Annotated in this window: 20 protein-coding genes; 12 read left to right on the top strand and 8 right to left on the bottom strand. The window is 49.9% G+C overall.

Annotated features, from left to right (window positions below):
* Positions 1 to 377: 377 nt before the first annotated feature.
* A complete protein-coding gene (locus BUC36_RS01980) occupies positions 378 to 848 on the top strand; it encodes a DUF6942 family protein (RefSeq protein WP_073270929.1) in 471 nt (156 codons plus the stop codon).
* A 60-nt stretch (positions 849 to 908) separates the two neighbouring features.
* Here BUC36_RS01980 and BUC36_RS01985 read toward each other — a convergent pair whose 3' ends face one another.
* Positions 909 to 1886, bottom strand: a complete 978-nt coding sequence (locus tag BUC36_RS01985; RefSeq protein WP_084535476.1) for a GlxA family transcriptional regulator — start codon at positions 1884 to 1886, stop codon at positions 909 to 911.
* A 53-nt stretch (positions 1887 to 1939) separates the two neighbouring features.
* Here BUC36_RS01985 and BUC36_RS01990 point away from each other — a divergent pair, with 53 nt between their 5' ends.
* Positions 1940 to 2722 (top strand): MBL fold metallo-hydrolase, encoded by a 783-nt coding sequence (locus BUC36_RS01990; protein ID WP_073274433.1) that lies wholly within the window; start codon positions 1940 to 1942, stop codon positions 2720 to 2722.
* Positions 2723 to 3005: 283 nt separating this feature from the next.
* Here the strand turns inward: BUC36_RS01990 and BUC36_RS01995 are convergent, their stop codons facing one another.
* Positions 3006 to 4070, bottom strand: a complete 1065-nt coding sequence (locus tag BUC36_RS01995) for a hypothetical protein (RefSeq protein WP_143186852.1) — start codon at positions 4068 to 4070, stop codon at positions 3006 to 3008.
* Positions 4071 to 4474: 404 nt separating this feature from the next.
* Between BUC36_RS01995 and pcp the strand changes: the two genes are divergently transcribed.
* The 7 genes from pcp to BUC36_RS02030 all read left to right on the top strand — a co-directional run bounded on the left by pcp (position 4475) and on the right by BUC36_RS02030 (position 11552).
* On the top strand, positions 4475 to 5143 hold the full coding sequence (gene pcp / locus BUC36_RS02000) for a pyroglutamyl-peptidase I (protein WP_073270933.1): 669 nt from the start codon (positions 4475 to 4477) through the stop codon (positions 5141 to 5143).
* Between the two features lie 180 nt (positions 5144 to 5323).
* Positions 5324 to 7423: a prolyl oligopeptidase family serine peptidase gene (locus BUC36_RS02005; protein ID WP_073274435.1), complete on the top strand. Its 2100-nt coding sequence runs from the start codon at positions 5324 to 5326 to the stop codon at positions 7421 to 7423.
* Positions 7424 to 7902: 479 nt separating this feature from the next.
* The gene (locus BUC36_RS02010) at positions 7903 to 8991 is read left to right on the top strand and encodes an alpha/beta hydrolase (protein WP_073270936.1); all 1089 of its coding nucleotides are present in this window, start codon (positions 7903 to 7905) and stop codon (positions 8989 to 8991) included.
* 77 nt (positions 8992 to 9068) lie between these two features.
* Complete coding sequence (gene trxC, locus BUC36_RS02015; protein ID WP_073270938.1) at positions 9069 to 9521, top strand: thioredoxin TrxC; 453 nt, start codon at positions 9069 to 9071, stop codon at positions 9519 to 9521.
* A gap of 71 nt (positions 9522 to 9592) precedes the next feature.
* The gene (locus BUC36_RS02020) at positions 9593 to 9985 is read left to right on the top strand and encodes a hypothetical protein (protein ID WP_073270940.1); all 393 of its coding nucleotides are present in this window, start codon (positions 9593 to 9595) and stop codon (positions 9983 to 9985) included.
* A gap of 319 nt (positions 9986 to 10304) precedes the next feature.
* Positions 10305 to 11225: a DEAD/DEAH box helicase gene (locus BUC36_RS02025; protein ID WP_073270942.1), complete on the top strand. Its 921-nt coding sequence runs from the start codon at positions 10305 to 10307 to the stop codon at positions 11223 to 11225.
* A 111-nt stretch (positions 11226 to 11336) separates the two neighbouring features.
* Complete coding sequence (locus BUC36_RS02030) at positions 11337 to 11552, top strand: hypothetical protein (protein WP_073270945.1); 216 nt, start codon at positions 11337 to 11339, stop codon at positions 11550 to 11552.
* A 475-nt stretch (positions 11553 to 12027) separates the two neighbouring features.
* On the opposite strand, the gene BUC36_RS02040 is transcribed toward BUC36_RS02030, so the two are convergent.
* Entirely contained in the window at positions 12028 to 12513 is a 486-nt protein-coding gene (locus BUC36_RS02040; protein ID WP_073270949.1) for a hypothetical protein, read from the bottom strand.
* A gap of 1231 nt (positions 12514 to 13744) precedes the next feature.
* Here BUC36_RS02040 and BUC36_RS02045 point away from each other — a divergent pair.
* The 3 genes from BUC36_RS02045 (at position 13745) to BUC36_RS02050 (ending at position 16955) form a co-directional block, all read left to right on the top strand.
* Positions 13745 to 15124, top strand: coding sequence for a hypothetical protein (locus BUC36_RS02045; RefSeq protein WP_143186853.1), 1380 nt, complete (start codon positions 13745 to 13747; stop codon positions 15122 to 15124).
* A 416-nt stretch (positions 15125 to 15540) separates the two neighbouring features.
* A complete protein-coding gene (locus tag BUC36_RS18940; protein ID WP_159435967.1) occupies positions 15541 to 15699 on the top strand; it encodes a hypothetical protein in 159 nt (52 codons plus the stop codon).
* Between the two features lie 590 nt (positions 15700 to 16289).
* Positions 16290 to 16955 carry a recombinase family protein gene (locus BUC36_RS02050; protein ID WP_200797168.1) on the top strand — a complete coding sequence of 222 codons (666 nt, stop codon included), beginning with the start codon at positions 16290 to 16292 and terminating at the stop codon, positions 16953 to 16955.
* A 507-nt stretch (positions 16956 to 17462) separates the two neighbouring features.
* On the opposite strand, the gene BUC36_RS18695 is transcribed toward BUC36_RS02050, so the two are convergent.
* The 5 genes from BUC36_RS18695 to BUC36_RS02070 form a co-directional block, all read right to left on the bottom strand.
* Entirely contained in the window at positions 17463 to 18254 is a 792-nt protein-coding gene (locus BUC36_RS18695; protein WP_143186854.1) for a hypothetical protein, read from the bottom strand.
* 90 nt (positions 18255 to 18344) lie between these two features.
* Positions 18345 to 18584 (bottom strand): hypothetical protein, encoded by a 240-nt coding sequence (locus BUC36_RS18700; protein WP_073274439.1) that lies wholly within the window; start codon positions 18582 to 18584, stop codon positions 18345 to 18347.
* Positions 18585 to 18999: 415 nt separating this feature from the next.
* Positions 19000 to 20052: an endonuclease/exonuclease/phosphatase family protein gene (locus tag BUC36_RS02060; RefSeq protein ID WP_084535487.1), complete on the bottom strand. Its 1053-nt coding sequence runs from the start codon at positions 20050 to 20052 to the stop codon at positions 19000 to 19002.
* Between the two features lie 37 nt (positions 20053 to 20089).
* Positions 20090 to 21715 (bottom strand): hypothetical protein, encoded by a 1626-nt coding sequence (locus BUC36_RS02065; protein ID WP_143186855.1) that lies wholly within the window; start codon positions 21713 to 21715, stop codon positions 20090 to 20092.
* A gap of 38 nt (positions 21716 to 21753) precedes the next feature.
* Positions 21754 to 22314 carry a hypothetical protein gene (locus tag BUC36_RS02070; RefSeq protein ID WP_073270957.1) on the bottom strand — a complete coding sequence of 187 codons (561 nt, stop codon included), beginning with the start codon at positions 22312 to 22314 and terminating at the stop codon, positions 21754 to 21756.
* Between the last annotated feature and the right edge of the window lie 14 nt (positions 22315 to 22328).

Genomic DNA, 22328 nt, shown 5'->3' on the forward strand with positions numbered 1-22328 from the left:
ATTGAATACCATCGTTAAAAGCCATCGTTAACTGCTGCCAACCACCCTCCCTTCCCTCGCCAGATTTACGTCCATGCTTTCTGGAAAATCGGGAAGAGAACGACTGTGGAGCAACACAGTATCAGAGTATCGGTGATGGCCTACCTAATGGTGATCAAGTCTGCGCTACAGCGCGGACTTCTACCGCGGCGAATCTCTGAAATCGACGATAGACCGGCGCTGCGCGATCTAGAATTCTGTATTAATGCGAAGTTTTGCCTGCCGTCCTTTGCCCGGGCGCCACCCAACAACCCATGTAACTGTTCGCTGCGTCGATGGTTGCAATGGAGTACAGGTAATGGAAAATCCATCCGGACCTTCTAACCGGTAGTCACCACATGCGTCTCCCTGATTGCCTCGGCGCGCCCTATCCGCGGCTGGCACTGTACCTGCCCCACCGCCCGAACGACTTGGCGCAGCTTTTAGATGCGCCCAGTGCCTCGGCTCTTATCGCTGCCAACTCAAACCATTGGCGCAAGATAGTGACCTTGCTCGCGAAGATCGCGAGCCCCGTTGCCGACGACTGGCGCAACTTCAGGGATCAAGCGTTGTTCCAACAGACGGCCCTCTGCTTTGCACCGCAGCTCAGCGACACCGCCGCGTGGCACTGGATCGGTGGCAAGGACAATCTGCAGCGTTTCGCTAATTTGCACCACAATGCGCAGCCTTTGCCCAACAGCCCCGAGGTTCTCATCGATCCGGAGAAGCAGCTACTGCTTACTCCCTACCCTGATTATCGGCAACTCAGTAATGCGTTAGTGGCGCAAATCCGCACCGTCTTGGATGACGAGGGCTTCTACAGGACCTAAATCCCCCGTAGCGTAATTTGCCGGGGAACTCGCGAATCGGAGGGACGGAACAAATTTTACTCAGCCAAATCTGCGCCGATATTCACCGGGCGTCATACCGGTGATCTGTTTAAAGCTTCGGCGCAAGCTGGTGTCATCGGCAAATCCAAGTTCGTCGCTGATCGCATAAATTGATTTGCCCGTACTGATGAGAAGGTCGCTGACCTGGTTGAGCTTGATCAAACGTAATAATCGGGAACAGCTATGCCCGGTCATGGTGGCAATCTTGCGACTCAGAGTACGGGGAGTTGTTTTTAGGTGCTCCGCCAGTGCTGTAGCCGTCATCTCGGTGTAGGAAGCCTGCTCCACCCAATAGAAAACGTCCCGCAGGAATGTGTTCTGTTGCATCAGCTGGGGCAACTCTCGAAAGGGCGTGTTCCGCTCGAGCGGACGCGGCAATACCATGTATTGCTGGATGTCGGTGGCGATATGCTTCCCGCAATGCCGCTCTATCAGCGACAAGGCCATCGGGAGATAGCCATTAACACCTGCCGCGGTCGAATTGCGACGACTGTCCATGAAAGTGCTGTTGATTTGCCAGCGAACTTTCGGAAAACGCTCACGAATTGACTGCAGTAACCACCAGGTTGTTGTGGCGACCTGGCCGTCAAGCCTCCCCGCCCTGGCCGCGAGGTAAACGCCGGTGCAATAGCTCATTACTGGGATACTTCTATCCAGCCTGGCAATGGACTGAACCAGAGCACTATCCTCTTCGGTGTGGATATTGGAACTGTCGCGCCAGGCACCTGGTATCAGCAGCCCGTCTATTTTCGCCCCACCCAACCTGACGGAGGGTAGCTCCACGCCGTTGGCGCAGGAGACCGGCGCCCCCTGCTCACTTAGCCAGCAGAATTCAAATTGCTTTGTACCCGTTCTGGTATTTGCCGCCAGAAGCATATCCGAGAAAGCAAACAGCCCCGATGGAATACAGCCGGAATACAGAAGCAGACCTATTTTCATGGGCACCAAAAATGTCTGTTTAATGTCAATTATTGCCATGCTAGCAACTGCAGTGAATTCCTACAATGCGGGCCACCACTGAGGAGAGCACTATGAGAATCACGCAGCTACGCAATGCCACTGTTGTTGTAGAAGCCGGTGAACGGGTAATACTGGTTGACCCCATGCTGGCCCCAAAGGGAGCCATTCCACCCCTGAAATATTTCACTGAAACACGACGGCGGAATCCGCTCGTTGAACTACCAGATAATGCGGCAGAGCTACTGAATCGTGTCACTCACTGCCTGATTACGCACTGCCAGAAAGGACATTTCGACCACCTCGATCGAGCGGGCACCAAGTGGCTGAGAGACCGCAGCATCCCGGTTTTCTGCATGCCGGGGGATGCGGCATTCCTGGCGAAGAAAGGGCTGAATGTCTCACCACTGAAACAACAAAATGCAGAACAGGCTTTTCTGGACGGCACCATCATCCCCGTTCCGTGCCGTCACGGCAGAGGGATCGTAGGCAGCCTGATGGCACACGGCTACGGCTATTTCATCAGCCTGCCCGGAGAGCCCTCTTTATACATTGCCGGCGACACCATACTGACCGCCACAGTGGAATCCTGCCTGCGCAATCAGCGGCCGGCCATTTCGGTGATGCCTGCCGGTGGTGCCAGATTCGATATGGGCGGAGACATCATCATGGGAGCCGATGACGTTGTGAAAGCGAGTCGAATCAGCCCGGGAATCGTCATCGCCAATCACCTGGAAGCATTGGACCATTGCCCGGTAACCCGAAAAGAGCTGGAAAGAATGCGCAACGCGGAAAATCAGGCTCACAAACTGGTGATTCCTGACGATGGGGAGACGATGGAATTTGCCGCAGGTTGAGGGCCCGAGGGGGGCAGACTGCTCAAGTTGGTAGGGAAGCAGTCTGAAGCAGCCTAATGCCGCAACCATAGCGGATACGTTTGCGATTGGGTGCAGATATCACCGCATTGGTGACAAATGCACTTCCAAAACAGCTGGAACCAATCGCCACACACTGTTTCTCCACCCTAACCAACCCCAGCGGTGTGGCGACTATCCCTCGACAAATCCTCGACCAGTCCTCGACTGGCCGGCACTACCAAATAGCCGGAGCTACCGATAAGAACCGATACGCACGAGTGCACTAAAAGTTCAGCATGCGAGAGCGGCGCTGGGTTTGCGCTCTGAGACTGTCGGGCAGATCCCAGGTCATAAAATCCCGGATCGCATTACTGAGCTGATCGGGATTCACATGCACTTCTTCGAAGTAGCGGTTATAGACCGCATTGGGGCGATTCTCATCCAGGAACAATTGCGCAAATCGGCTGAACTGTGTCTTGATTTCCGGTGCTATATCGACATTGACATAGGCGCCGTATGTCGTTTCCTGCGGCTTTTGCGCGAGTGCCATCAGCTTCTCGCGGACCTCTCGGTTTGTTTTCTGGCTCCACTCACCGTTTCTGCTCATGGTCAGTACATTCAACATATCCCTGACCGTGCAAGTGGCTTTGGCATCGCGAACGGCTTTTAGACTGCTGGCGGTGGTGCTGCCCTCTCTGCGCTTCTTGCCAAGATCCTTCAGAAAGGCCTTGTAGGCATTGCTGAAGTTTTCCGCCCCGCGCGCGATGATCGGGGTATGAATGCTGGTCGCGAGCCTGTTCAGATCCGCGTTAGCCTGCAGGCCGGCGCCGGTTTTGCGCTTGTGGTTCCAGCTTTTCAGATGTGGGTAGAGGCTGCCTATTCCCGTGGTATGCCCTTCTGCCTTGAGCATCAAATAGGTCCGATCATTGGTCTCCTGCCACTGCACCAACAACTCTTCGTAGCCAACCAGGAACTTCCAGCCGCTGTGTGCCGATCGTCCAGACTTACTCAGGTGACTGCTCTTGCGTGTGGGCAGTTTTTCAAAGCCCGTTCTGACACTGGCGGCCTCGCTGGACGTCATACGCAAGAAATAGGTGCCCTTTTCCATTGGCTTGTAGATCCAGCAAGCGACGTAGAGCGCCTGGAAATCTGCAACTGACCAGGCATGTCGATTTTGGCCCTTGCTCTTCCAGACGCTGTGAATGTCGTGCTGTTGGTGGAAGTGCGTATCAAAGTAAGTACAGAAATCGCCATAGCTTTGGAAATCCGGCCCAAAGAGTCGGCGGCTAAAATCACTTTCGATAAGAAGATAAAGAAATTGGCTAATATCAGATGGACTGTTGGGCATAGCTCTCATCCCTGGTTGAACTGTTGCCGGATGTTTATTTTTACGACGAGAAATGTCAGATACAGAAGTGCGTCACCGACTTCAAAATCGGCAACTCTGAATCGCGACTCAAAATAACCCCGATGCTATTTAGTGTCCACAAAAAAGATTGTCGACTAAAACCAACAATAACTGGATATGAGTTTCCGCCGGTTAGACCGCCATTTGATTGAAAAAAAGAAATGCGAACCCGACAGCACTGAGTATGAATCTGTACCAATTAATACTCCGGCACGCCCCTGAAATTCGATTCCGACCAGAGAACTGAGCAACCGCGGCCAATATCGCCGGTTCACTGCAGATAAATGGGAATAGAGGCGATACCGTCTATTCCGCTTTTCACCAGAACAGGATTCTAACGAGCAATGAATAGGGTACTACTCACGGGATTCGAAGCTTTCGGCAACACACCGGTCAATCCCGCCGAAGCAGTGACGCGAGCGCTGGACACCGCGAGCATAGGGGGCGCTGAAGTAACCGGTATCATCGTGCCAAACAATTTTTTTGAATGCATCGATGTCGTGCGCAATGCCATCGAAGAGATCGGGCCACAGCTGGTCGTAATGATGGGCGAATACGGCGGCCGTGCCACTATCACGGTCGAGCGCATCGCGCAGAACTATAACGATTCGACGCGCTACCAGTTAAGAGATAACCGCGGCGTGGCGCTGCAGGGCGAATTGACGGCACCCGATGGCCCGGCAGCTTACCGCAGCACCCTGCCCCTGCGCGCAATGGTCGAGGCAATGCGCACTGCCGGGATCCCCGCCGACATATCTGATACGGCGGCCACCTTTTGCTGCAACCACCTGATGTACGGCATTCTCCACTACCTCTCGAGCAATGCACTGGATATTCCCGCAGGCTGGATCCATCTGCCCCAACTGCCCGAGGTCGCGGCCCTGCCGGAGAACCTGGGCACGCCGAGTATGTCCCGCGAAACCGCGACCAAAGGTGTCTGCACGGCAATAGCGGCGGCGCTAAAGAATCCACGGGATGTCGATGTGCCTATTTTGTCACGGCTGCAGATCTGAGCCTGTGTGCCATCCTTTACCGCCCGAGGGATGCCCCTTTTCGCCGCGCAACCGCTCACCGCACACAAGCCACCGACAGCCGCTCAAACTTTGAACTCCTCTGTCGTCTTTTATATCCTGTCCGACTGAACATTTGCGACCGCGCCTCTGCGGCCACATCTTTCTACAGGTTAAATGATTATGAGAACAAAATTTCGAGGGCTTGCGGTCGCCGCGCTGGTGCTGTCTTCCGGGTCCGCGGCCTGGGCGAGCGAAGATCCCTATATGTGGCTCGAGGAAGTCGATGGCGAGCGCGCTATCGAATGGGTCAAAGAACAAAACGCCAAAACCAGTACCCATCTGGAGCAGGGATCACTGTACAAGTCGCTCTACGCCGACGCACTGGCGGCACTGAATGCCGAAGACCGGCTGCCGGAAATCACGCAGAAAGGCGACTGGCTGTACGAGAACCACCACAGTAAAGCCCATCCCCGCGGCCTCTACCGCCGCATCTCCGCCGATCAGTTCAACCGCGGCGGCGAGCGATGGGAAACCGTTCTGGATATCGACGCCCTGTCCAGCACCGAGGGCAAGAAATGGGTCTTCAAGGGCATGAACTGTGAAGACGATGCCCAGACCCGCTGCCTGGTGGCCCTGTCCGCGGGTGGCGGCGATGCCGTCGAACTGCGCGAGTTCAATGCGCGCGACAAGAAATTCGTGAAGGATGGTTTCTTTGCCCCGGTCGCCAAGCAGTCGGCGATTTGGCTCGATGCCGATCGTCTGCTGATCGCCAGCGCCCTCGGCGACAACGCCGCGACCAGCTCCGGCTATGCCCGCAGCACCAAGCTGTGGCAGCGCGGCGAACCACTCGCCAAGGCCAAACCCATCATGGAAATCCCGACCGACTCCGTATGGCTGCGCCCGATAGCGATCGGCAGCGGTGATCAGCGCTCGGTGATTCTGAGTGAGGCGCTGGATTTCTGGAACAGCCGCGTCTTCGCCTATCGCGACGGCAAGGTCGTACCGCTGCCGTTGCAGCAAAGCGCCGTCATCGAGGGTGCCCTGGGCGATGAGCTGGTGGTGAAACTGAATAAAGACTGGGAAGTCGACGGCAAGAGCTGGCCGCTGGGCAGCCTGGTGCTGGTTTCCCAGGACGCGCTGCTCCAAGGGGAAGCTAAAGTTTCCGCACTGGTAACACCGAGCAAGACCGAAGTGGTCAACTCCGTCGTCGTATCCGAGGCCGGTGTGCTGGTGACTATGCTGGACGACGTCAAGGGCCGGGCCTATTTTTATCGCCGCGGCGACAACGGCTTTAACAGGTCCGCGCTCGCATTTCCCGATAACGGCCAGCTGGCGATCGCAACCTACGACGACGAAAGCGGCAATGCCTACCTGACCTGGGAAAACTTCGTCACCCCGCCGACCCTGTACCGCTTCGATACGAAGGCGGACAAGCTCGACCGCCTGTTGGTGCAGTCGCCGACCTTTGACGGCAGCAAGTTCAAGATCGAGCAGTACTTCGCCGAGTCTCGCGACGGCACCAAGGTGCCCTACTTCGCCGTCATGGCCAAGGACGTCAAGTTTGACGGCAGCAACCCGACGCATATCTTCTCCTACGGCGGCTTCCGCAATGCGCTGCTGCCGTCATATTCCGGCTCCTATGAACCGCTGAATGGTGCCTACGGCAAGCTGTGGCTCGAGCGCGGTGGCGTTTACGTGCTGGCCAATATCCGCGGCGGCAGTGAATACGGGCCCGCCTGGCACGCCGCTGCGCTGCGCGAGAACCGGGTGAAATCCTATGAAGACTTCGCCGCGGTGGCAGAAGACCTGATCGCACGCAAGATCACCAAGCCCGAGCGCCTCAGCATCGAGGGCCGCAGCAACGGCGGCCTGCTGGTCGGTGCGAGCATGACGCGCCGCCCGGATCTGTTCAATGCGGTGATCTGCGGCGTACCGCTGCTGGATATGAAGCGCTACCACAAACTGCTGGCCGGCGCTTCCTGGATGGGTGAGTACGGCAACCCGGACACCGATGACTGGAACTTCATCAAGGAATACTCGCCCTATCAGAACCTGAAGGCGGAAACCGAGTATCCCTCCGTGTTCTTCTTCACCTCCACCCGCGACGACCGTGTACACCCCGGCCACGCCCGCAAGATGGCAGCGCGGATGAAGGAGATGGGCCAGAAAGTGGAATACTTCGAAAATCTCGAGGGTGGACACAAAGGCAGTGCAACCAACGAGCAGCTCGCCCACCGCGTCGCGCTGATGTACGCGCACCTGTGGACCGCGCTCGACTAGAGCGCGTACCGATCCATCCGGCGGAGCCGAGCTTTCCGGCTCACTCCGCCGGACCTTCTGTAGCGAATCGGCCGCAAATATTAGCGGCCTCAACCCGCCATTTTCCCTGTCTCAACCCCTGGCAATATCGGCCAGTCGGTACGGCTTTGCTTGATTTGCGCAATGCCGAAAAAATCCCGAAGGCGATGGCAGGAAGACTGGGGTTTCGGCGATATGGGCACTTTCAGCTATAGAGTCACTGCCCGGTTACCCTGTCTATTGTTATCGATTTGAGTGCCGGTAGTACTGCCACAATTAACGGTAGCGACCTCTTCCGGAGTTTCCCGTTGAACACCCCAGTCATCCAGATTAGAACATTGGTGTCGATAACGACCAACGCCACAACAGAAAATGGACGTTTAGCGCACAGGAACTACATTTGATCGTGATCCATTGGTACGATGGGGGCGCACCCCGTTTTCAGAATAGGAATAATAACGATGAAATGGATTCTGATTTTGGCCGCCGTGTTGTTCTCATCCATTTGTCATGCCGCGACACTAAGTTATGCTGACAGCTTGACCATTGATTCCGCCGCGCTGGCCGAGAAGCGCGAGTTCTATATCAAACTGCCCGATTCCTATAGCGAAAACCCGCAGCGGAAATACCCGGTCCTTTATGTCCTCCACGGTCAGTGGGACACACTGCCCGCAGTGGCCACGCTCACCCTGCTGGACAACGAGATTCCGGAATTTATTGTGGTCGGAGTGCAGAGCCGAGGCCCGGAATTGCGCCCGGCCTCCGATGAGGCAACCAGTCGTCAAACACCGTTTGCGCGTTTCCTGGATAAGGAGCTGGTGCCCCATATCGAGAAACACTATCGTGTGGCCCCTTACAAGATCCTCTCCGGGCACTCCAATTCCGGCCGCTTCGTGATGAACAGCTGGCTGGATGACGGCAAGGACTTTTCTGCCTATTACGCCTTCAGCCCCTCCATGGAAGACGGCGTCATTAACAGCCGCGCCAAGGCGATTCCGAACCAGATACTGAGAAAACGTGCCCCGCTGGCAGTGACTATCGCCAGCGAGGGCGATCATATGCAGGTGCCGTTTACCGAACTCGCTAAAGAACTTCTGCCCCCAAGCCTTGGCAATACCACCTTCAAGCGCTTCCCCGAACAGACCCACAGTACCAGCCGTCACGCATCGCTCATGTTCGCACTTCAAACAACCTTTTCGGGCTGGACACCCTCGTACCAGGTCAAGGTCGGCGGCTTCGCCGGACTCAAACAGCACTACACCGAACTTAACGAGCGATTTGGCTTTTATACTGAAATTCCATTGGAGACCCTGCAGCGACTCAGCGCCCACCACGGCATGTCCGACGCCGAGGATGCGGACGAGAATCTGGCACTCATCATCGAATACGGTATCGAGCAGAAGGCCGACAATGCCGAGGCATTTATCGAGGTCGTGGATTACATGAACAACAATGATCTCAAGGCAGGTGGGGCCAGGGTGCTCAAAAATGTCTGCAGAGTTGTGCCTTCGAACAAGGCCTGTCAACTGGCGAGTAAATCCGCTCGCTAGCCGTGTGAGGGGATGGGATTGAAATCCGGCTCTGGCACATATACATATTGCCGAAACGACTCCGACGGGAATTCCGGATGAACAACACTTCCACTATACAGTTGGTCTGCCCTGAATGCGGCACCATCAATCGAGTACCCGCACAGAAGCTGGACGACCGCCCCCTGTGCGGCAAGTGTCGCAACAGGCTACTGGCAGGCCAGCCCATCTATGTAAGCGACCAGAATTTCCGTCGCTTTATCGACAGGAGCGGCCTGCCGGTGGTCGTTGACTTCTGGGCACCCTGGTGTGGCCCCTGCCAGCAATTTGGCCCTGTCTTCAGCCAGGTGGCTGCGGAGGTGGCTACCAAAGCGGTCTTTCTAAAGCTCGACACCCAGGCCAACCAGCAGAGTGCAGCAGCTTGCCAGATCCGCTCCATTCCAACACTGGCGCTGTTCTATGGCGGCCGCGAAATTGCGCGCCTGTCGGGTGCTCTGCCCAAGCCCCAGTTTCAGCAGTGGCTATATCAGCAGCTTGATACGCTGCAGTGACGATGTACCATCCTCGTTAACCGGCAAAAGGAGTTTGCCGGTTCAGGGAGAAACAATAGATAGGGAAACACATGGAAGTGAACTTCGTCAGACTTATCCTCGAACCCTCGTTTGAGTTTCCGGTGACGATTACGTTAAACCTGGATACCAACGAGTTCATCGTGGAATCACTGTCGATAATCCAATCGCGAGGTTACGAACAAGGCGATTCTCGGATAAAAGTCACCGTCGACGAGCAGTTTGTCATTCGCGTGCGCGAAGAAATTGATGCGCTCTTTCTGGAACCCAGCCAAGTCCCTGCACGTTTCGGTGTGGATGGTACTACCTGGCGCCTGGAGATTCAGTGGCACGGCCACCGTCATAGGCGCGAGCAATGGTGTCCGGATTCTGGCGCCCTGTATGACATCGGAACATTACTGCTAGACAAGGCCGGGAAATATGTGCGACTCGGCTCCCTGTGCTGAAGATAGCGTGCGGGGCCAATTCGCCGGCTCCCGCGATGAAGGCACAACCCTAAACTGTAGAAAGCCTCCGAAAAACACCTCATCCCCTCGCGCGCCATAGATCTGCCATCCTCCTGCGATGACCTGGAAAAAATGGACATGCCGGCCGACGATATAAAAGTCCCGTTGCGCGAAATCAGTGCGGACAACCGGGGCATCCGCGGCGGCCGAGCGGCCTCTGATATCGACCTCGGCTTCAAGGTGGACGTCTGAATATTTGCGCCGGCCCACGGATTCAGTAGCGTCCTCCACGGGATGACAAATCGGTATAATGCCGCCCATGTCAGAGTTACCCATTCACGCCGCCCTGCCCGAACTGCTGTCCGCCCTGAGTCGACACAACAATGTCGTCCTGCAGGCGCCGCCAGGTGCGGGCAAGACCACCGTCGTGCCGCTGGCACTACTGGACAGTGACTGGCTCGGCGAGCGGAAAATCATCATGCTCGAACCGCGACGGCTGGCCGCACGGAGTGCCGCGGCACGTATGGCGGAACTGCTCGGGGAACCGGTGGGTGAAACTGTCGGTTACCAGATACGCGCCGAGCGCAAGTCGAGCAAGCACACCCGTATTCTGGTGGTCACCGAGGGTATTCTGACCCGCCTGCTGCAGTCCGACCCCGAGCTGGCCAGTACGGCACTGGTGATCTTCGACGAATTTCACGAGCGCAGCCTGCAGGGGGATCTGTCCCTGGCCCTGTGCTTGCAGTCCCAGGACTACCTGCGCGATGACCTGAAACTGCTGGTTATGTCGGCCACACTGGAAACCGAGGCTGTCGCCGGTCTACTTGGCGATGCGCCGGTTGTCACCAGCGAGGGGCGCAGCTTCCCGGTACACATCCACTATCTGCCGCACCAGCAGGTACCGGACGACCAGCGCCAGCTGCCCGCCCTGATGGCACGCAAGATCGTCGAAATGATGGACAGCGAAAGCGGCAGTCTGCTGGCCTTCCTGCCCGGCGTCGGCGAGATCAAACGGCTGGAGGAATTACTGCGCGCAACACTCATTAGCCGCGATGATATCGATATTGCGCCGCTGTACGGCGATCTCAGCAAACAGCAGCAGGACGCCGCAATCGCACCCTCCCCGGCCGGCCGCCGAAAAATCGTGCTCGCCACCAAACTAGATCAAGCAATTGACAGCTCCGGTATTCGAACCCTGAGGCTCAGGAGAAGACGCAAGAAGCCCCAGCCATCTAGCTAGCCGATACGGTACTGAAAATAAATTTCACAAAAATGTGATTTTGTAGGTTGATTTCCCCGACTGAACCCCCATTTGGTTTCTTGCCACTTAACCAGATAGGACTTTCAACTCATGACCGATACCAGCTTTCGCGATCTGATGTACAACGCTCGCCCCAGCTCTACCGCTGATGCAGATGTAAAAAGAGCAAATGCTGTCGCAGCCGCCCTTGAAATAATCAAGGCCCGAGCAACTCAAGCTACAACACACGGCTGTCATTTAGATGTTGAATTCGATAACTTGGCGGATTACGCGACCAAAATCCAGCAGGCGCTGGAAACGAAGTAACCGTCCAAAGAGTAGAAGCGAGCCGCAGCCGGATGCTTGGGGAAGTATGCATTGCACACCTCGCCGACTGCGGTCGCAAACGCCATTCTGAAGGATTCAATCCAACAGTTACAGATGCTTGGCGCCAGAGTCCACTAGAGTTTGTAAATCACGAGAAGACGCAAGAAGCCAACACCTACCACTCCCCTGTAATCAGAGCTACAATCATATACTGTACATGCATACAGTATCCGGGTGGCTTATATGAAATACAGGCAGATCGTCATCGATGACGAAACCGTCTTATTAAGGCGCGTCAAGGGCTACTACGAGATCCAGCTACCAAAGTACTCACGTTACTGCGGCCAACTCTCCCTCCCCATTGGCCCTGACCTTAGGCACAGGCTCACCATTCAAATAATGAGTATTCGCGGTATCAGCCTAAATCATGATTGGTTAGAAAATCGCCACAAGTAGTTGCGAGGGGGGAACTCTTCTATAGATTGGCTAGCTCTCTAATTCGACCTTTGACGGCATTAAACCTACTTTTCAGCTCAACATTCTTCGCCTTCCAACGCTCTTTATGATCTATCGGCATTTTCCCCTGTTCAAATTTTTCTTTAGAAAAATCCTGAGCAAGAGAAGTATTTTTAGTAAATTCCGTTACAAAGGCAGCTAGCTCTTTTTCGATGTCAGGAAAATACAGTGTAACGGTTGCTTCTAATATGTCTATTGGTGGCCAACTCTTAATCATTGGCTCACCGTCAAGAAGGCACTGCGCTCTATATTCCTCAAGCCACAACACGCTTTTATATAAATATTGTAGAGCTTCTTCGGCCTTTACCCGCAAAATCTCGGTTCTTTTTGCTCGCTGTTGAAGAAAGTTAACCCCTAAGCTACCCGCGATACCAATGGCACCGCCAGCAGCAACAGGTATCATCGCCATAAAGGCTTTTGCAAGCTCACTTACTTCTTCCGCCATCAGTTACTCTCATTCTTTCCGCAAGCCAAGCAATGCAGATACGGGCCATATCTACCTACTTTCTGATCAACCGTGCCCCCGCAACGTGAACACAGATTCTCTCTTCCAGACCACCAGCGCCAAAGTCGGAAACTCGAATAGATCCCAGTCAAAATAGTTGCAGCCACTAGAGCCAAGCCGCCCCACCCAGCAATCCAGATTGAGCCACTGACTACTTTCTTAAACATTGGCGAATCACCGAGCACCCCCGGAATAAATTCACCAAAGACAAGTATTACCACTACGGTACCAACAAGCAGTCCCAAGGGCCACTTGAATAGCCCCAATAACATCCTGTTTTGCATACTATCCTCGCGCCTTAGCCGGTGCCGATATTGACGCTTGACAATATATCATCAAGCTACTTCTCTGGTTCACTCGGTTCTACCAAATTAACTTCAATGAGAGCCGTGAAAGTTTCTAGCTCTTGTTGACTCAATTGGAGAGCGTATTTCTCCGCTATGGCCATGAACCTTTGGACATAGATTACGGCTACCGGCGTTACTATCGATCAGCGCAGCCAGAGTAAGAGCCAATGACCGTGACAATGCTGTGATTGCCTGAGAAACCGTAGAATCAATTCTGGGAGATAGTAAGGTGGAGTGTACTGGGGGCAGCCTATCTGATCGAGTGGCAAAATATCTGTAAGCCCACCCACCAATAGCCTCTGAGATCGGGGCTATAAATACACACAATGACCGACTGGAACATAAGCTGTACGGAAAGAAAGAGTGTACACAAAACAACCACCCGATTATTTAATGATCATCTTGATAGATTTGGTCAATCCATAGTAAATGTAATAGCACTTTATGTCATAGATTACCTGTGCTAGACATGAAATAATATGTGGAGTCTGGGGATAATCCTCAGATTTACTAACACACTGGTGGCTTATGGCATAGATACACAATTTGATTACTTAAACGGGGGAAGCTCCGTGTACCACATTGTTGAAGAAAATAGGCCAGCCAAGTAGTGCTGGATTTTTTTTGTTCTAAAAAAGGGAGAAACAGAATATCTGTGAAAAATAATGAACGTGTAAAACCGATTAAAAATATCTACTTGAGGGAGTCTCTACTCTCTCAGTTGAGCAAAGTAAGAACTATTACCGGGGATTCACCCAGCATGATTATTAACGAAGCCTTAGAAATACATTTTAACCACATCTTGCAAGATCAAGGAGAAAAAATTGACACAAGTAGAAGTACAAGCAACACATAAAAATCTATTTAGTTTACCCGCTAAAGAGATATATTCTGAAGAATTTGTCTTTGAGTGGTATGGAATAGGTGATTGGGCCTACCCAATGATCTACACAGGCGACAGCACAGATATTGATAGCCTGCTAGGGGAATTGGTTGCTGATACTGGGGTGAGCCTAAAAGGCAAACGAAAAGAAGTAGTAACTGCCCTGTTGTTGAATCTCATTAATGTGCACGTTTACTATCAAGGCGAACGGGCGCTAACTGTTTTCACTGACTACCACAAGCTGAAGAAAGGTACGGAGTACCACGATATATTTCCTGTCTCTGGTCGAATTATGGGGGAATTGGTTCATCAGGTAGCGCAATCAGGAGTAGTCCAGTATAAGAAAGGTATTCCGGGGCATGGCTCTAAGCTGAAGCTCACTGAGGATGCCTTTAGCTGTTATATGGAGGCGCTGAACCTCAATAACCTGTCTGCGGCACTCCCTACCCCTGTTGTGTATAAAGATGATCAGGGACGCTTTCTGACGGCTTCTAACACCACCGCAAGGGATGCTAAAGGATCTTTGATCACTAAGGTAAATGAGTTACTCGCGGACACTGACATATCTTTAAATGGGCAATCATTTGGCCCTACACAGAAGATGCTACAGCGGAAGTTTAGCAATAAGGCATGTACGGAGAATGGTAGGCTTTGGGGCGGTTATTGGCAGTCTGGCATTGAGAGCGAAGATCGTTTGAAACTGTTGATCAATGGCAATCCCGTGTGTGAAGTGGACATTAATAGCACTCATCCCCTTATTGCGTATGCTATGAGCGGAATGGATCACACAGCGTTTGTACATGATGCCTATTGGTGCGAGTTGCTGTCGGGTGGTCATGATGAGCAGAGGAAGCTGGGGAAGCAGATAGTATTGGCTCTCTTCAATGCAAACAGTACAGATAGAGAGAGCATAGTGAGGGAAGTTGCCGGGGTTGTCCGTGATCAGAGAGAGGATAACGGAGAAGGCCGGGAACTTGAGATTCAGTGCTGTCGTTACATTCCAAAGAAAGAAATGAGTGAGCGGTTCAAGCTGGAAGAAGTTATTAACAGTTTGATTGATAGGAACAGCATTCTGTTTGATAACGGTTGGTTTGGGGGTGAAAGCTGGAAGCGATTGAACAAGATTGAGTCTGACATTCTGTTAGAAGTGATGGGGCATTTTGTGAGGCGTGGTATTCCCGTGTTACCTGTTCATGATTCTATTGTCATTGAGCGTCAGTATCAGGAAGAACTAATCAAGGTGTATCAAGATGCAATCTGTAAGGTATTGGGTAGGGAGTTTAGGCACCGGGATAAGCTGGTGTCCTGTTCATTAGGATGATAGGGATAGTCATCCGATACTAAGTGAACCCTGAGTATAGCGTGGCGTTATCTACCAGACGCAGAGTGGCGTCTATATAAGGCCACGATACTAAGCTACCCAGTAGAACTACCCATATACCTACCCATAAGACCCCCCCCCTTCCATATACACAACATTTGGCCCTTTTTGAGCTCTAAGCCATTGCTTTATAAGGATTTTTACCTTCCGAAAATGCTCCGATTCTGTACGTTCTTGGTGGGTGAGAAAGTCACTGAGTGCAGGTGAGAGGCATAGTAGCTAATAACACTTGTCGCTAACCCTCCATATGCAGAAAAAAACAGCCTAAATCGGGCTACAGCCCCCGTCATTACTCACTTTCAGCTTCCGAAAATACTACGGATGGCCCCTTATTGCATAACTAAAGGAGATGAATCATGAAGAATCCAAACGCCAAACTCGCCGCTCTCTGTCGATACCTGGCACTGAACACTGAAACACCAGCTCACTACGTCTCTACCTTATTCCGAATTCCAGAACGTGAAGTGGTGAAGATCAAAGGCCGAATCAAGGTACGCCGAGAGAATCAGTTTTAAATAGCCTTAGAAAGAGATACAGCGCTTCTAGCCTTTTCCCGGTACGTTGGGATGGGTAAAACTTCAATGCACTAAAAACCTATAGATTTTCTTATCTCACATTCCAGTCTCCATTTCATACAGGTGGGAGCTTGCTAAACAAACACTTCTCTCCCTCCTCCTGCCTGCTCCTCCTCTTTCAATTTTAAAGACTTGGTTGACGATTATTTGGTCAGGTTGATATCTCCTATTTTTAGCTATTGATTAGGATGGAAACCCTAGTTATCTCTAGGGTCTACCTCTCTAGCCTGATAAATATCCAGCATCTAGCCGTACGGGCTGGGTATCCTTCCGGTGGACTGAAAAACAGGGGGAATTAATAAGTGTTTTTTACAGGACGAAATGCGTCTCAGATGGGAAGCTACTCCCCGGGAGCGAAACGGGAAGCAAGATATGGCGGGGGCTTAGAGCGAATTGGAGCGTATCTCCCGCTAGCTTCCCACTCTTGCTGTTACTGCCTGTTTTTTGTTCATCGTTCGATCCTGAAAGTGTTAAAACCTCCATTGCGATATGTTATATTTTCCCTGTCGGAAATCAGGGGGGGTTATGTAATGATCAAATATGTAATTTACTACCGAGTCAGTACGAAGCGACAGGGGGACAGCGGCTTAGGTTTGGCGGCACAGAAGCGAGACATTAATCTCTTCCTCGAAAACTACTCTTCTACCCCTTATGAAGTGCTCCAGGAATTCACAGAGATTGAATCGGGGACGAATAGCGATAGACCGGAGCTACAGAAGGCAATCAAGCTGGCTAAGGCTCAGAGGGCTATTCTGTTGGTTTCTAAGCTGGACAGACTGAGCCGCAAAGTATCGTTTATCGCTTCTCTACTCGATGACAAGAAATTGGAATTCAAGGTGGCTCAGATGCCGCACGCTGATAAATTCCAACTACACATCTATGCGGCTCTTGCTGAACAGGAAAGGGATTTTATCTCTACTCGCACCAAGTCAGCATTGAAGGCCGCTAAGGAGCGTGGCGTAAAGCTGGGAAGGCCAAACGGTACAACTACTGAAGCGAACATGAAGAGACAGAAACACGCTCAGGAAGCCGCTCAGAAGCTTTCAGGCATACTTAAGCCAATGATTGGCAATTACTCCCTGCAAGAAATGGCCGATACTCTCAACAATGCTGGTATCCAGACAGCCCGAGGTAGCGAGTTTAAGCCAATGACTGTTAAGCGTGTGTTAGATAGGTTAGAACTTGTGCCGAAATGAAGAGTATGTAACAACACATATACTCTTCTATGCCAGAGAGCCTTTCCCCTACCAACAGTGGGGAGTGGCTTTTTTATGCCTGTTGATATTTCAAAGTTATAAATACCGCCAGAAGGATGGCTATCCGCCCCATCTAGCAGCTACGCACCGGCATCAGAGAAGTCACCCTATGATATTTCTGATAGTGATATTTGAGATACAGAACCCCATCATTACCTCCCTATTTTAGGGAAGGGTAAAAATACAAAAGGGGCCACAATGGCCCACGCCGATAAATTCCAGCTTCACATATACGCCGCACTGGGTGAGACTTTATCAGCGCGAGAACCAAGAACCAAGGCAGCGTTAGCAGCTGCTAAGGAACGTGGAGTGAAGTTAGGGAGCCCCATTGAGTGTTGCTAACAAAACCAGACGTGAGAAGGCTAAGAAAGCGACTTCACCACCTAAACTGGTGTCCGGGTTTAGTAGACCACTACACAAAGGACTATTGGAACCCATTGTAGGTCATCACTCGCTAACTTCACTAAACCCAAACACGTCATAATCCACAGATCCGTTGCTCTCCTTCGTATAGACGGTAACTATATTAGCCGTCGTTTCAAATGTTACTTTTGAATCTGAAGGGTGCACTCTCATTCTGCCACCGTTAAAAGACCAGATTATTTTATTCCCGCTGATATTACATTTTCCTGTCCATCTTGTGTTATCGCGCTGGCGAATATATGTAAGATGAGCCACATCTCCATCAACCTTATCTAATCGTATAAGTTTAGGGGACACCGCGTTAACAGCAGCAAAACCAGCTTTGCACACATGAGCTTTCGTAAATGGAGGGGTGATAGCATTAGAAGATGACGCGGAAACTGAGGAGCCATTATTAAAGATCTTGGAAGCAATGATAATAATTAGAATAGTTCCGCCAAAGAATTTAATATTGAAACTTCTTGTTTCTTCTTTCGTCCAACCACCTTTAGATTTCTGTCCCTCTATTGTTGAGGATTCAGATAGTTTGGCGGAATTGTTGTTCGTTGGTAGAGTAAAATCAACAACTATTTCGTCAACATCTTGAGACACCCAAGGATTATTACTCCCTATTCTATATTCATTATTTGAATTCAATTCAGATGCGATTTCTTCACTACTTTTACCTTGTTCGTAAAGATCCAGTATTTTTGCAATTTGCTTATTAGCGCCAGAGTGTTCTACATATATTGGGGTGACCGCCGCACTACAAAAACGGCATACTTTAGCTTTGCGCTTGATCGTTTCAGCACAATATGGACATTCTCTTTGATCCATAGAGGTATTTCCATGTTGAATTGATGGCTCAATACTTAAGAATCTATAGTTGAACCTAATAAAGTGCACATCCTTGTGCGGAATAAAGTATTACCGAGTATTACAGGCTGGTGCACAATGCTTGCAACCGTCCGCCTTGTAAGGTGACCAAGTTAATTTACTGTCTGCTTCCTTTACAGCTAATTTACAGTTGCCGTGATAACCAAGATCAATGCGATTTTCTACATCGGGCAAACAACCATTTGCCTCATCTACATTGTGTACTTCGTGGGCAAAGTCGCTTCCGTTGTAGTCTTGGTATGCATTGCGATTAACAATGAATTTAGGCATGGGAAAAATCCTCTGTTGATCATTAAATGTCTCAACGAGGAATAGGAGAACTTGGCTATATCGCAGACAGGAAGTGCAGTCTGTGAACCTCAACACCCAGATTTCGGCCACCTATTCGGGTTGAGCATTAACTGCTATAAACTACGAACAGTGTCACAATTTTATCCTGACCGAATGCCTGAGTAAACATCCAGTAATGTCGTTGATCGATTATCGCCTAAATCTTAATCCATGAGTTCCCCGAAAAGGTACGAGCGTTCTGCTATGGCGGTCATCGTGTAATTGCGTGTAATGAGAACAGTCAAAAATTCGGGAATGCGCTGAAATTTCTATATCTCCAAATTCACCGCAGCCCCTAACTCCAAGCTAAAAGCCTTCCTTGTGGTTTCCTGTATTATCATTATTGTTGTATTTACTACTTTTCTAATGGTTCGCTTGAGTAGAACTTTGCCCATACAGGAAAATGATCTGAGACTTTCTTCGATGAAACTGTGTCAATATCCCAGTCTCCGGTAAAGTACACAGACGTTTCTGGTGTCATCACTATGCGATCATAAGCACAAGCAGTATTTGCGGAGAAATTAGTATCAGCGTCATGGGGAACGATCCATTCAAAACTATCGAGAATTACTGATCCAATAAAGTCATCCGGCTCAGCATAATCACAAGAAGCATTAAAGTCGCCAAGAACTATGAAGTCCGTTTCTTCAGGAAGATGAGTCTTCGCATAACTAACACTATCAGGGAGCGCAAGAATTTCCGATACAGCCTCATCGGGATTTGTGTGAACTGTTATCAGAGCAAAATCAAATTCGCCATTTTTGGCTTTAAACCGAGCGATATAAGGCTCTCTTTGGAAGTGGTCATTCTGTGAGTCATTGTACAGCCCAACGTCCTCTAGGACTGAAATGGCATCCTTGTTATAGAAATACGCATATTGCTCTACCCCTGAGCCCTGATCGTCCGGCTGTAATCCTCCTCGCTCACTAATTACAAAATCGTAGTTTGATCCATCTTCATTTATTGCGGATTTAAAGGCTGGAGCCACTCGCCCCTGAATGTCTCTGATCTCTTGAATTGCGACTACATCATATTTTCTAACAATACTTGCCAGCTCTTGCATCACTTCTGGCTTGCCGATTTTTGTCTTTCCGAAGATCTGAATATTAAAAGTTGCTATCGTGATGGTATTTTCAGGCAGCTCTACTAACTGAGTCCACCGCTTACTAACAAAGCCGCGACCACCGGTATCCAAGGTAACTTCATAATATCTAGGTACTGATCTAATAAAGTTCAGCTCTTCTCCGGGGTATAGACGTCCAACTACTGGGCAATCTCCACAGCTTCCTGATCGAACATTTACCCACCGAGTTACATCGTCAATAGGGGCGACAGATTGAGCCCAAACGGTTTTAGAAGTGAGGAAAAACAGAAAGATCAAAAGCAACTTCTGATTTATCTTGGTCATCTTTATTACTTTTTATCCAAGGTTGATGTTATACAGACTATCGTCTAGTAAGTCTTTTTACGGCCACAACTGTTTGCCAAATTAATATACCAAACGCAACATGAATAATTAGACTAAAAAATTCCATCCCTTCATGTAAAAATTTTGAAAATGGACCTAGGTGGCGTGCCCAGCCATTCACATGGGTGAATATCCAATCTATTGACTCACCATCAGTTGGGAGAATCTTATAAAGCCAATTATCTTGTTGACCTAAAACCAAACCATAATAGATTAAAGCTAGCAACATCATTAACCAAATTGGCCGCACATAGTTTTGGCCAAAGGCTGATATCTTTTCATTCATCGAAAGTATTAGTTTCTCTCTCCAAGTTCCATTCTTAGTAACTTCCTCTTTGTATTTCTTCATCTCAAAGGCAAAGTACTTATTGGCCTCAATATGATTCCCAATACTGTCAAAGGAATCTTTTATTATGCGATAAGTTTCTCTTTTCGTATCGTCGCCAAATATTTCCGCATTTAGGAAGTTCGGCGCCTCTTTGAGATTTGCATCTTCAAGGCTAAGTCCACCGAAGAACTTCGTATTCCTAAAATTTATGAAGCTTAGGAATGTAACATGCCTAAAAACAGCTTTGCTGTCTTGGTTTTTTGACAGCTTACTACTCTCTGCGCCACTGTAATCCAAGCCAAACTCACACTCCTCAAATGCTGCAAAATCATCAAATATGCTCTTTCGTGCATCAAAAAATAAAAATTGTGACTTATAGAAATCAGCAAGCTTTAGAAAGTTAGTATTGTAAACCCTAATTTTTTCTACCCGATTTTCTTTAAATTCAACCTTACCCTTAAATTCAGTGTCGGTGAAAGCGGCAACCAACAGTGTCTTACAATTATTGAGCGCAAAACGATTTAGAAACGTACAGCCAGAAATTTGCAAACTATGCAGTTCGGCATCTACATCTGATGAATTTAAAAATAGCTCATCACTAAATGTCGATCCGGAGATGTTTAGATCTCCTTCAAAGCTGCAGTCACTAAACAGCGGACCATCAATGTCTCCTTCACCCAAGTGCACAATTAGGACATCTTTTCTAAAGTCACAATCACAGTAGATGGCTTCAAGGGGGTTCACCAGGATTTCGACGGGACGTATAAACCAGTCACAGCAAAACGTACACTGATCAAAATGAATCTTAGTGTTCTGATGGCCAAAGTCTTGCATGTAAAAATTGCAGTGCAAGAGGTGAACCCCGTAAAAATTCATTAGACGCTGCGCGAGATGTATTTTGTAGCCAGAATCTAGATTTGGAAATGATAACCCTTCTACTTCAAGGATAGACTCATTAACTATTTCCTTGAGTCGCGCTGTAGCGGGCGTAGACCTGCCAGCAAGAATTTTTTCAATTGTTTCCAATGAGAATTCCGATACTGGCGCATCGACTTTTATGATCTTTGCGCATTCTCTATATAGATAGCTGCAAAACGCTTCGTAAAATTGCCTTTGATATTCTTCTTCACTGGGGTCGCCCGGCCATTTGTCTTTCCTGCAGTGTAGGATGCATGTATCTTCATTTAAGTGAACTGGCCGCTGGCAGTGCTCTTCAGCACACAGCTGAACTGTTGGTGCAGCCTTATTATTAGACTTTAATTTTTCTTCTTGCATCTATCCCTCCCCCAATCCACAGCAACCAGAGTGAGCATCTATAGTACAGCTTGAACCACTGCTGAAATTACCACCCCTAAAACTACCCCAGTGATGAGAGTTAAGGGTCGCAATGATTCCATAGAATGAAGCTTGCTTCCTAATTTTGTCAAAGAATTTAAGACAACCTCTTTGAATCTTTCTTCTCGATCTTTCGATTCTATTTCCTGAAAACGTATATCACTGAGCGGGAAGCAGTAGTCTATGAATTCGGTATCTTCGGCATCTTGAATGCCTCCCAATCGTCCTTTAGCTCTTTTCCATCCAACCCGTTCTGCTTCTTCAATCAGAAACTTCATGTCGATAAATGAGTCAAAAGCGTTATGTTCAACCTGAACAATATATGCTCGGAAAGTATTCTCTTCTATGTCCCACTCGATATCATGTATGGTGAAGTAATTAGTATCAGATACGATTCTCATTCCTTTCAGCGGTTGAAATCTGAGTGTAACACTGCCTCTATAGAGTGTTATGTAGCGATCCCTATCTACACTCCATATGTGAAGAACAAGAACACCGGAAAACTCATTGGTTTGTTTAAGCTCTGCTTCTGTTTCCATTATTGTTTTCGTCC

The organism is Microbulbifer donghaiensis (genome assembly GCF_900129095.1).
Taxonomy (GTDB): Bacteria; Pseudomonadota; Gammaproteobacteria; order Pseudomonadales; family Cellvibrionaceae; genus Microbulbifer; species Microbulbifer donghaiensis.

What these genes read in the sequence shown, in the direction of transcription:
- BUC36_RS01980 (WP_073270929.1), top strand. Translation starts at nt 378, where the DNA reads ATGCGTCTCCCTGATTGCCTCGGCGCGCCCTATCCGCGGCTGGCACTG.
- BUC36_RS01985 (WP_084535476.1), bottom strand. Translation starts at nt 1,886, where the DNA reads ATGGCAATAATTGACATTAAACAGACATTTTTGGTGCCCATGAAAATA.
- BUC36_RS01990 (WP_073274433.1), top strand. Translation starts at nt 1,940, where the DNA reads ATGAGAATCACGCAGCTACGCAATGCCACTGTTGTTGTAGAAGCCGGT.
- BUC36_RS01995 (WP_143186852.1), bottom strand. Translation starts at nt 4,070, where the DNA reads ATGCCCAACAGTCCATCTGATATTAGCCAATTTCTTTATCTTCTTATC.
- pcp (WP_073270933.1), top strand. Translation starts at nt 4,475, where the DNA reads ATGAATAGGGTACTACTCACGGGATTCGAAGCTTTCGGCAACACACCG.
- BUC36_RS02005 (WP_073274435.1), top strand. Translation starts at nt 5,324, where the DNA reads ATGAGAACAAAATTTCGAGGGCTTGCGGTCGCCGCGCTGGTGCTGTCT.
- BUC36_RS02010 (WP_073270936.1), top strand. Translation starts at nt 7,903, where the DNA reads ATGAAATGGATTCTGATTTTGGCCGCCGTGTTGTTCTCATCCATTTGT.
- trxC (WP_073270938.1), top strand. Translation starts at nt 9,069, where the DNA reads ATGAACAACACTTCCACTATACAGTTGGTCTGCCCTGAATGCGGCACC.
- BUC36_RS02020 (WP_073270940.1), top strand. Translation starts at nt 9,593, where the DNA reads ATGGAAGTGAACTTCGTCAGACTTATCCTCGAACCCTCGTTTGAGTTT.
- BUC36_RS02025 (WP_073270942.1), top strand. Translation starts at nt 10,305, where the DNA reads ATGTCAGAGTTACCCATTCACGCCGCCCTGCCCGAACTGCTGTCCGCC.
- BUC36_RS02030 (WP_073270945.1), top strand. Translation starts at nt 11,337, where the DNA reads ATGACCGATACCAGCTTTCGCGATCTGATGTACAACGCTCGCCCCAGC.
- BUC36_RS02040 (WP_073270949.1), bottom strand. Translation starts at nt 12,513, where the DNA reads ATGGCGGAAGAAGTAAGTGAGCTTGCAAAAGCCTTTATGGCGATGATA.
- BUC36_RS18940 (WP_159435967.1), top strand. Translation starts at nt 15,541, where the DNA reads ATGAAGAATCCAAACGCCAAACTCGCCGCTCTCTGTCGATACCTGGCA.
- BUC36_RS02050 (WP_200797168.1), top strand. Translation starts at nt 16,290, where the DNA reads ATGATCAAATATGTAATTTACTACCGAGTCAGTACGAAGCGACAGGGG.
- BUC36_RS18695 (WP_143186854.1), bottom strand. Translation starts at nt 18,254, where the DNA reads ATGGATCAAAGAGAATGTCCATATTGTGCTGAAACGATCAAGCGCAAA.
- BUC36_RS18700 (WP_073274439.1), bottom strand. Translation starts at nt 18,584, where the DNA reads ATGCCTAAATTCATTGTTAATCGCAATGCATACCAAGACTACAACGGA.
- BUC36_RS02060 (WP_084535487.1), bottom strand. Translation starts at nt 20,052, where the DNA reads ATGACCAAGATAAATCAGAAGTTGCTTTTGATCTTTCTGTTTTTCCTC.
- BUC36_RS02065 (WP_143186855.1), bottom strand. Translation starts at nt 21,715, where the DNA reads ATGCAAGAAGAAAAATTAAAGTCTAATAATAAGGCTGCACCAACAGTT.
- BUC36_RS02070 (WP_073270957.1), bottom strand. Translation starts at nt 22,314, where the DNA reads ATGGAAACAGAAGCAGAGCTTAAACAAACCAATGAGTTTTCCGGTGTT.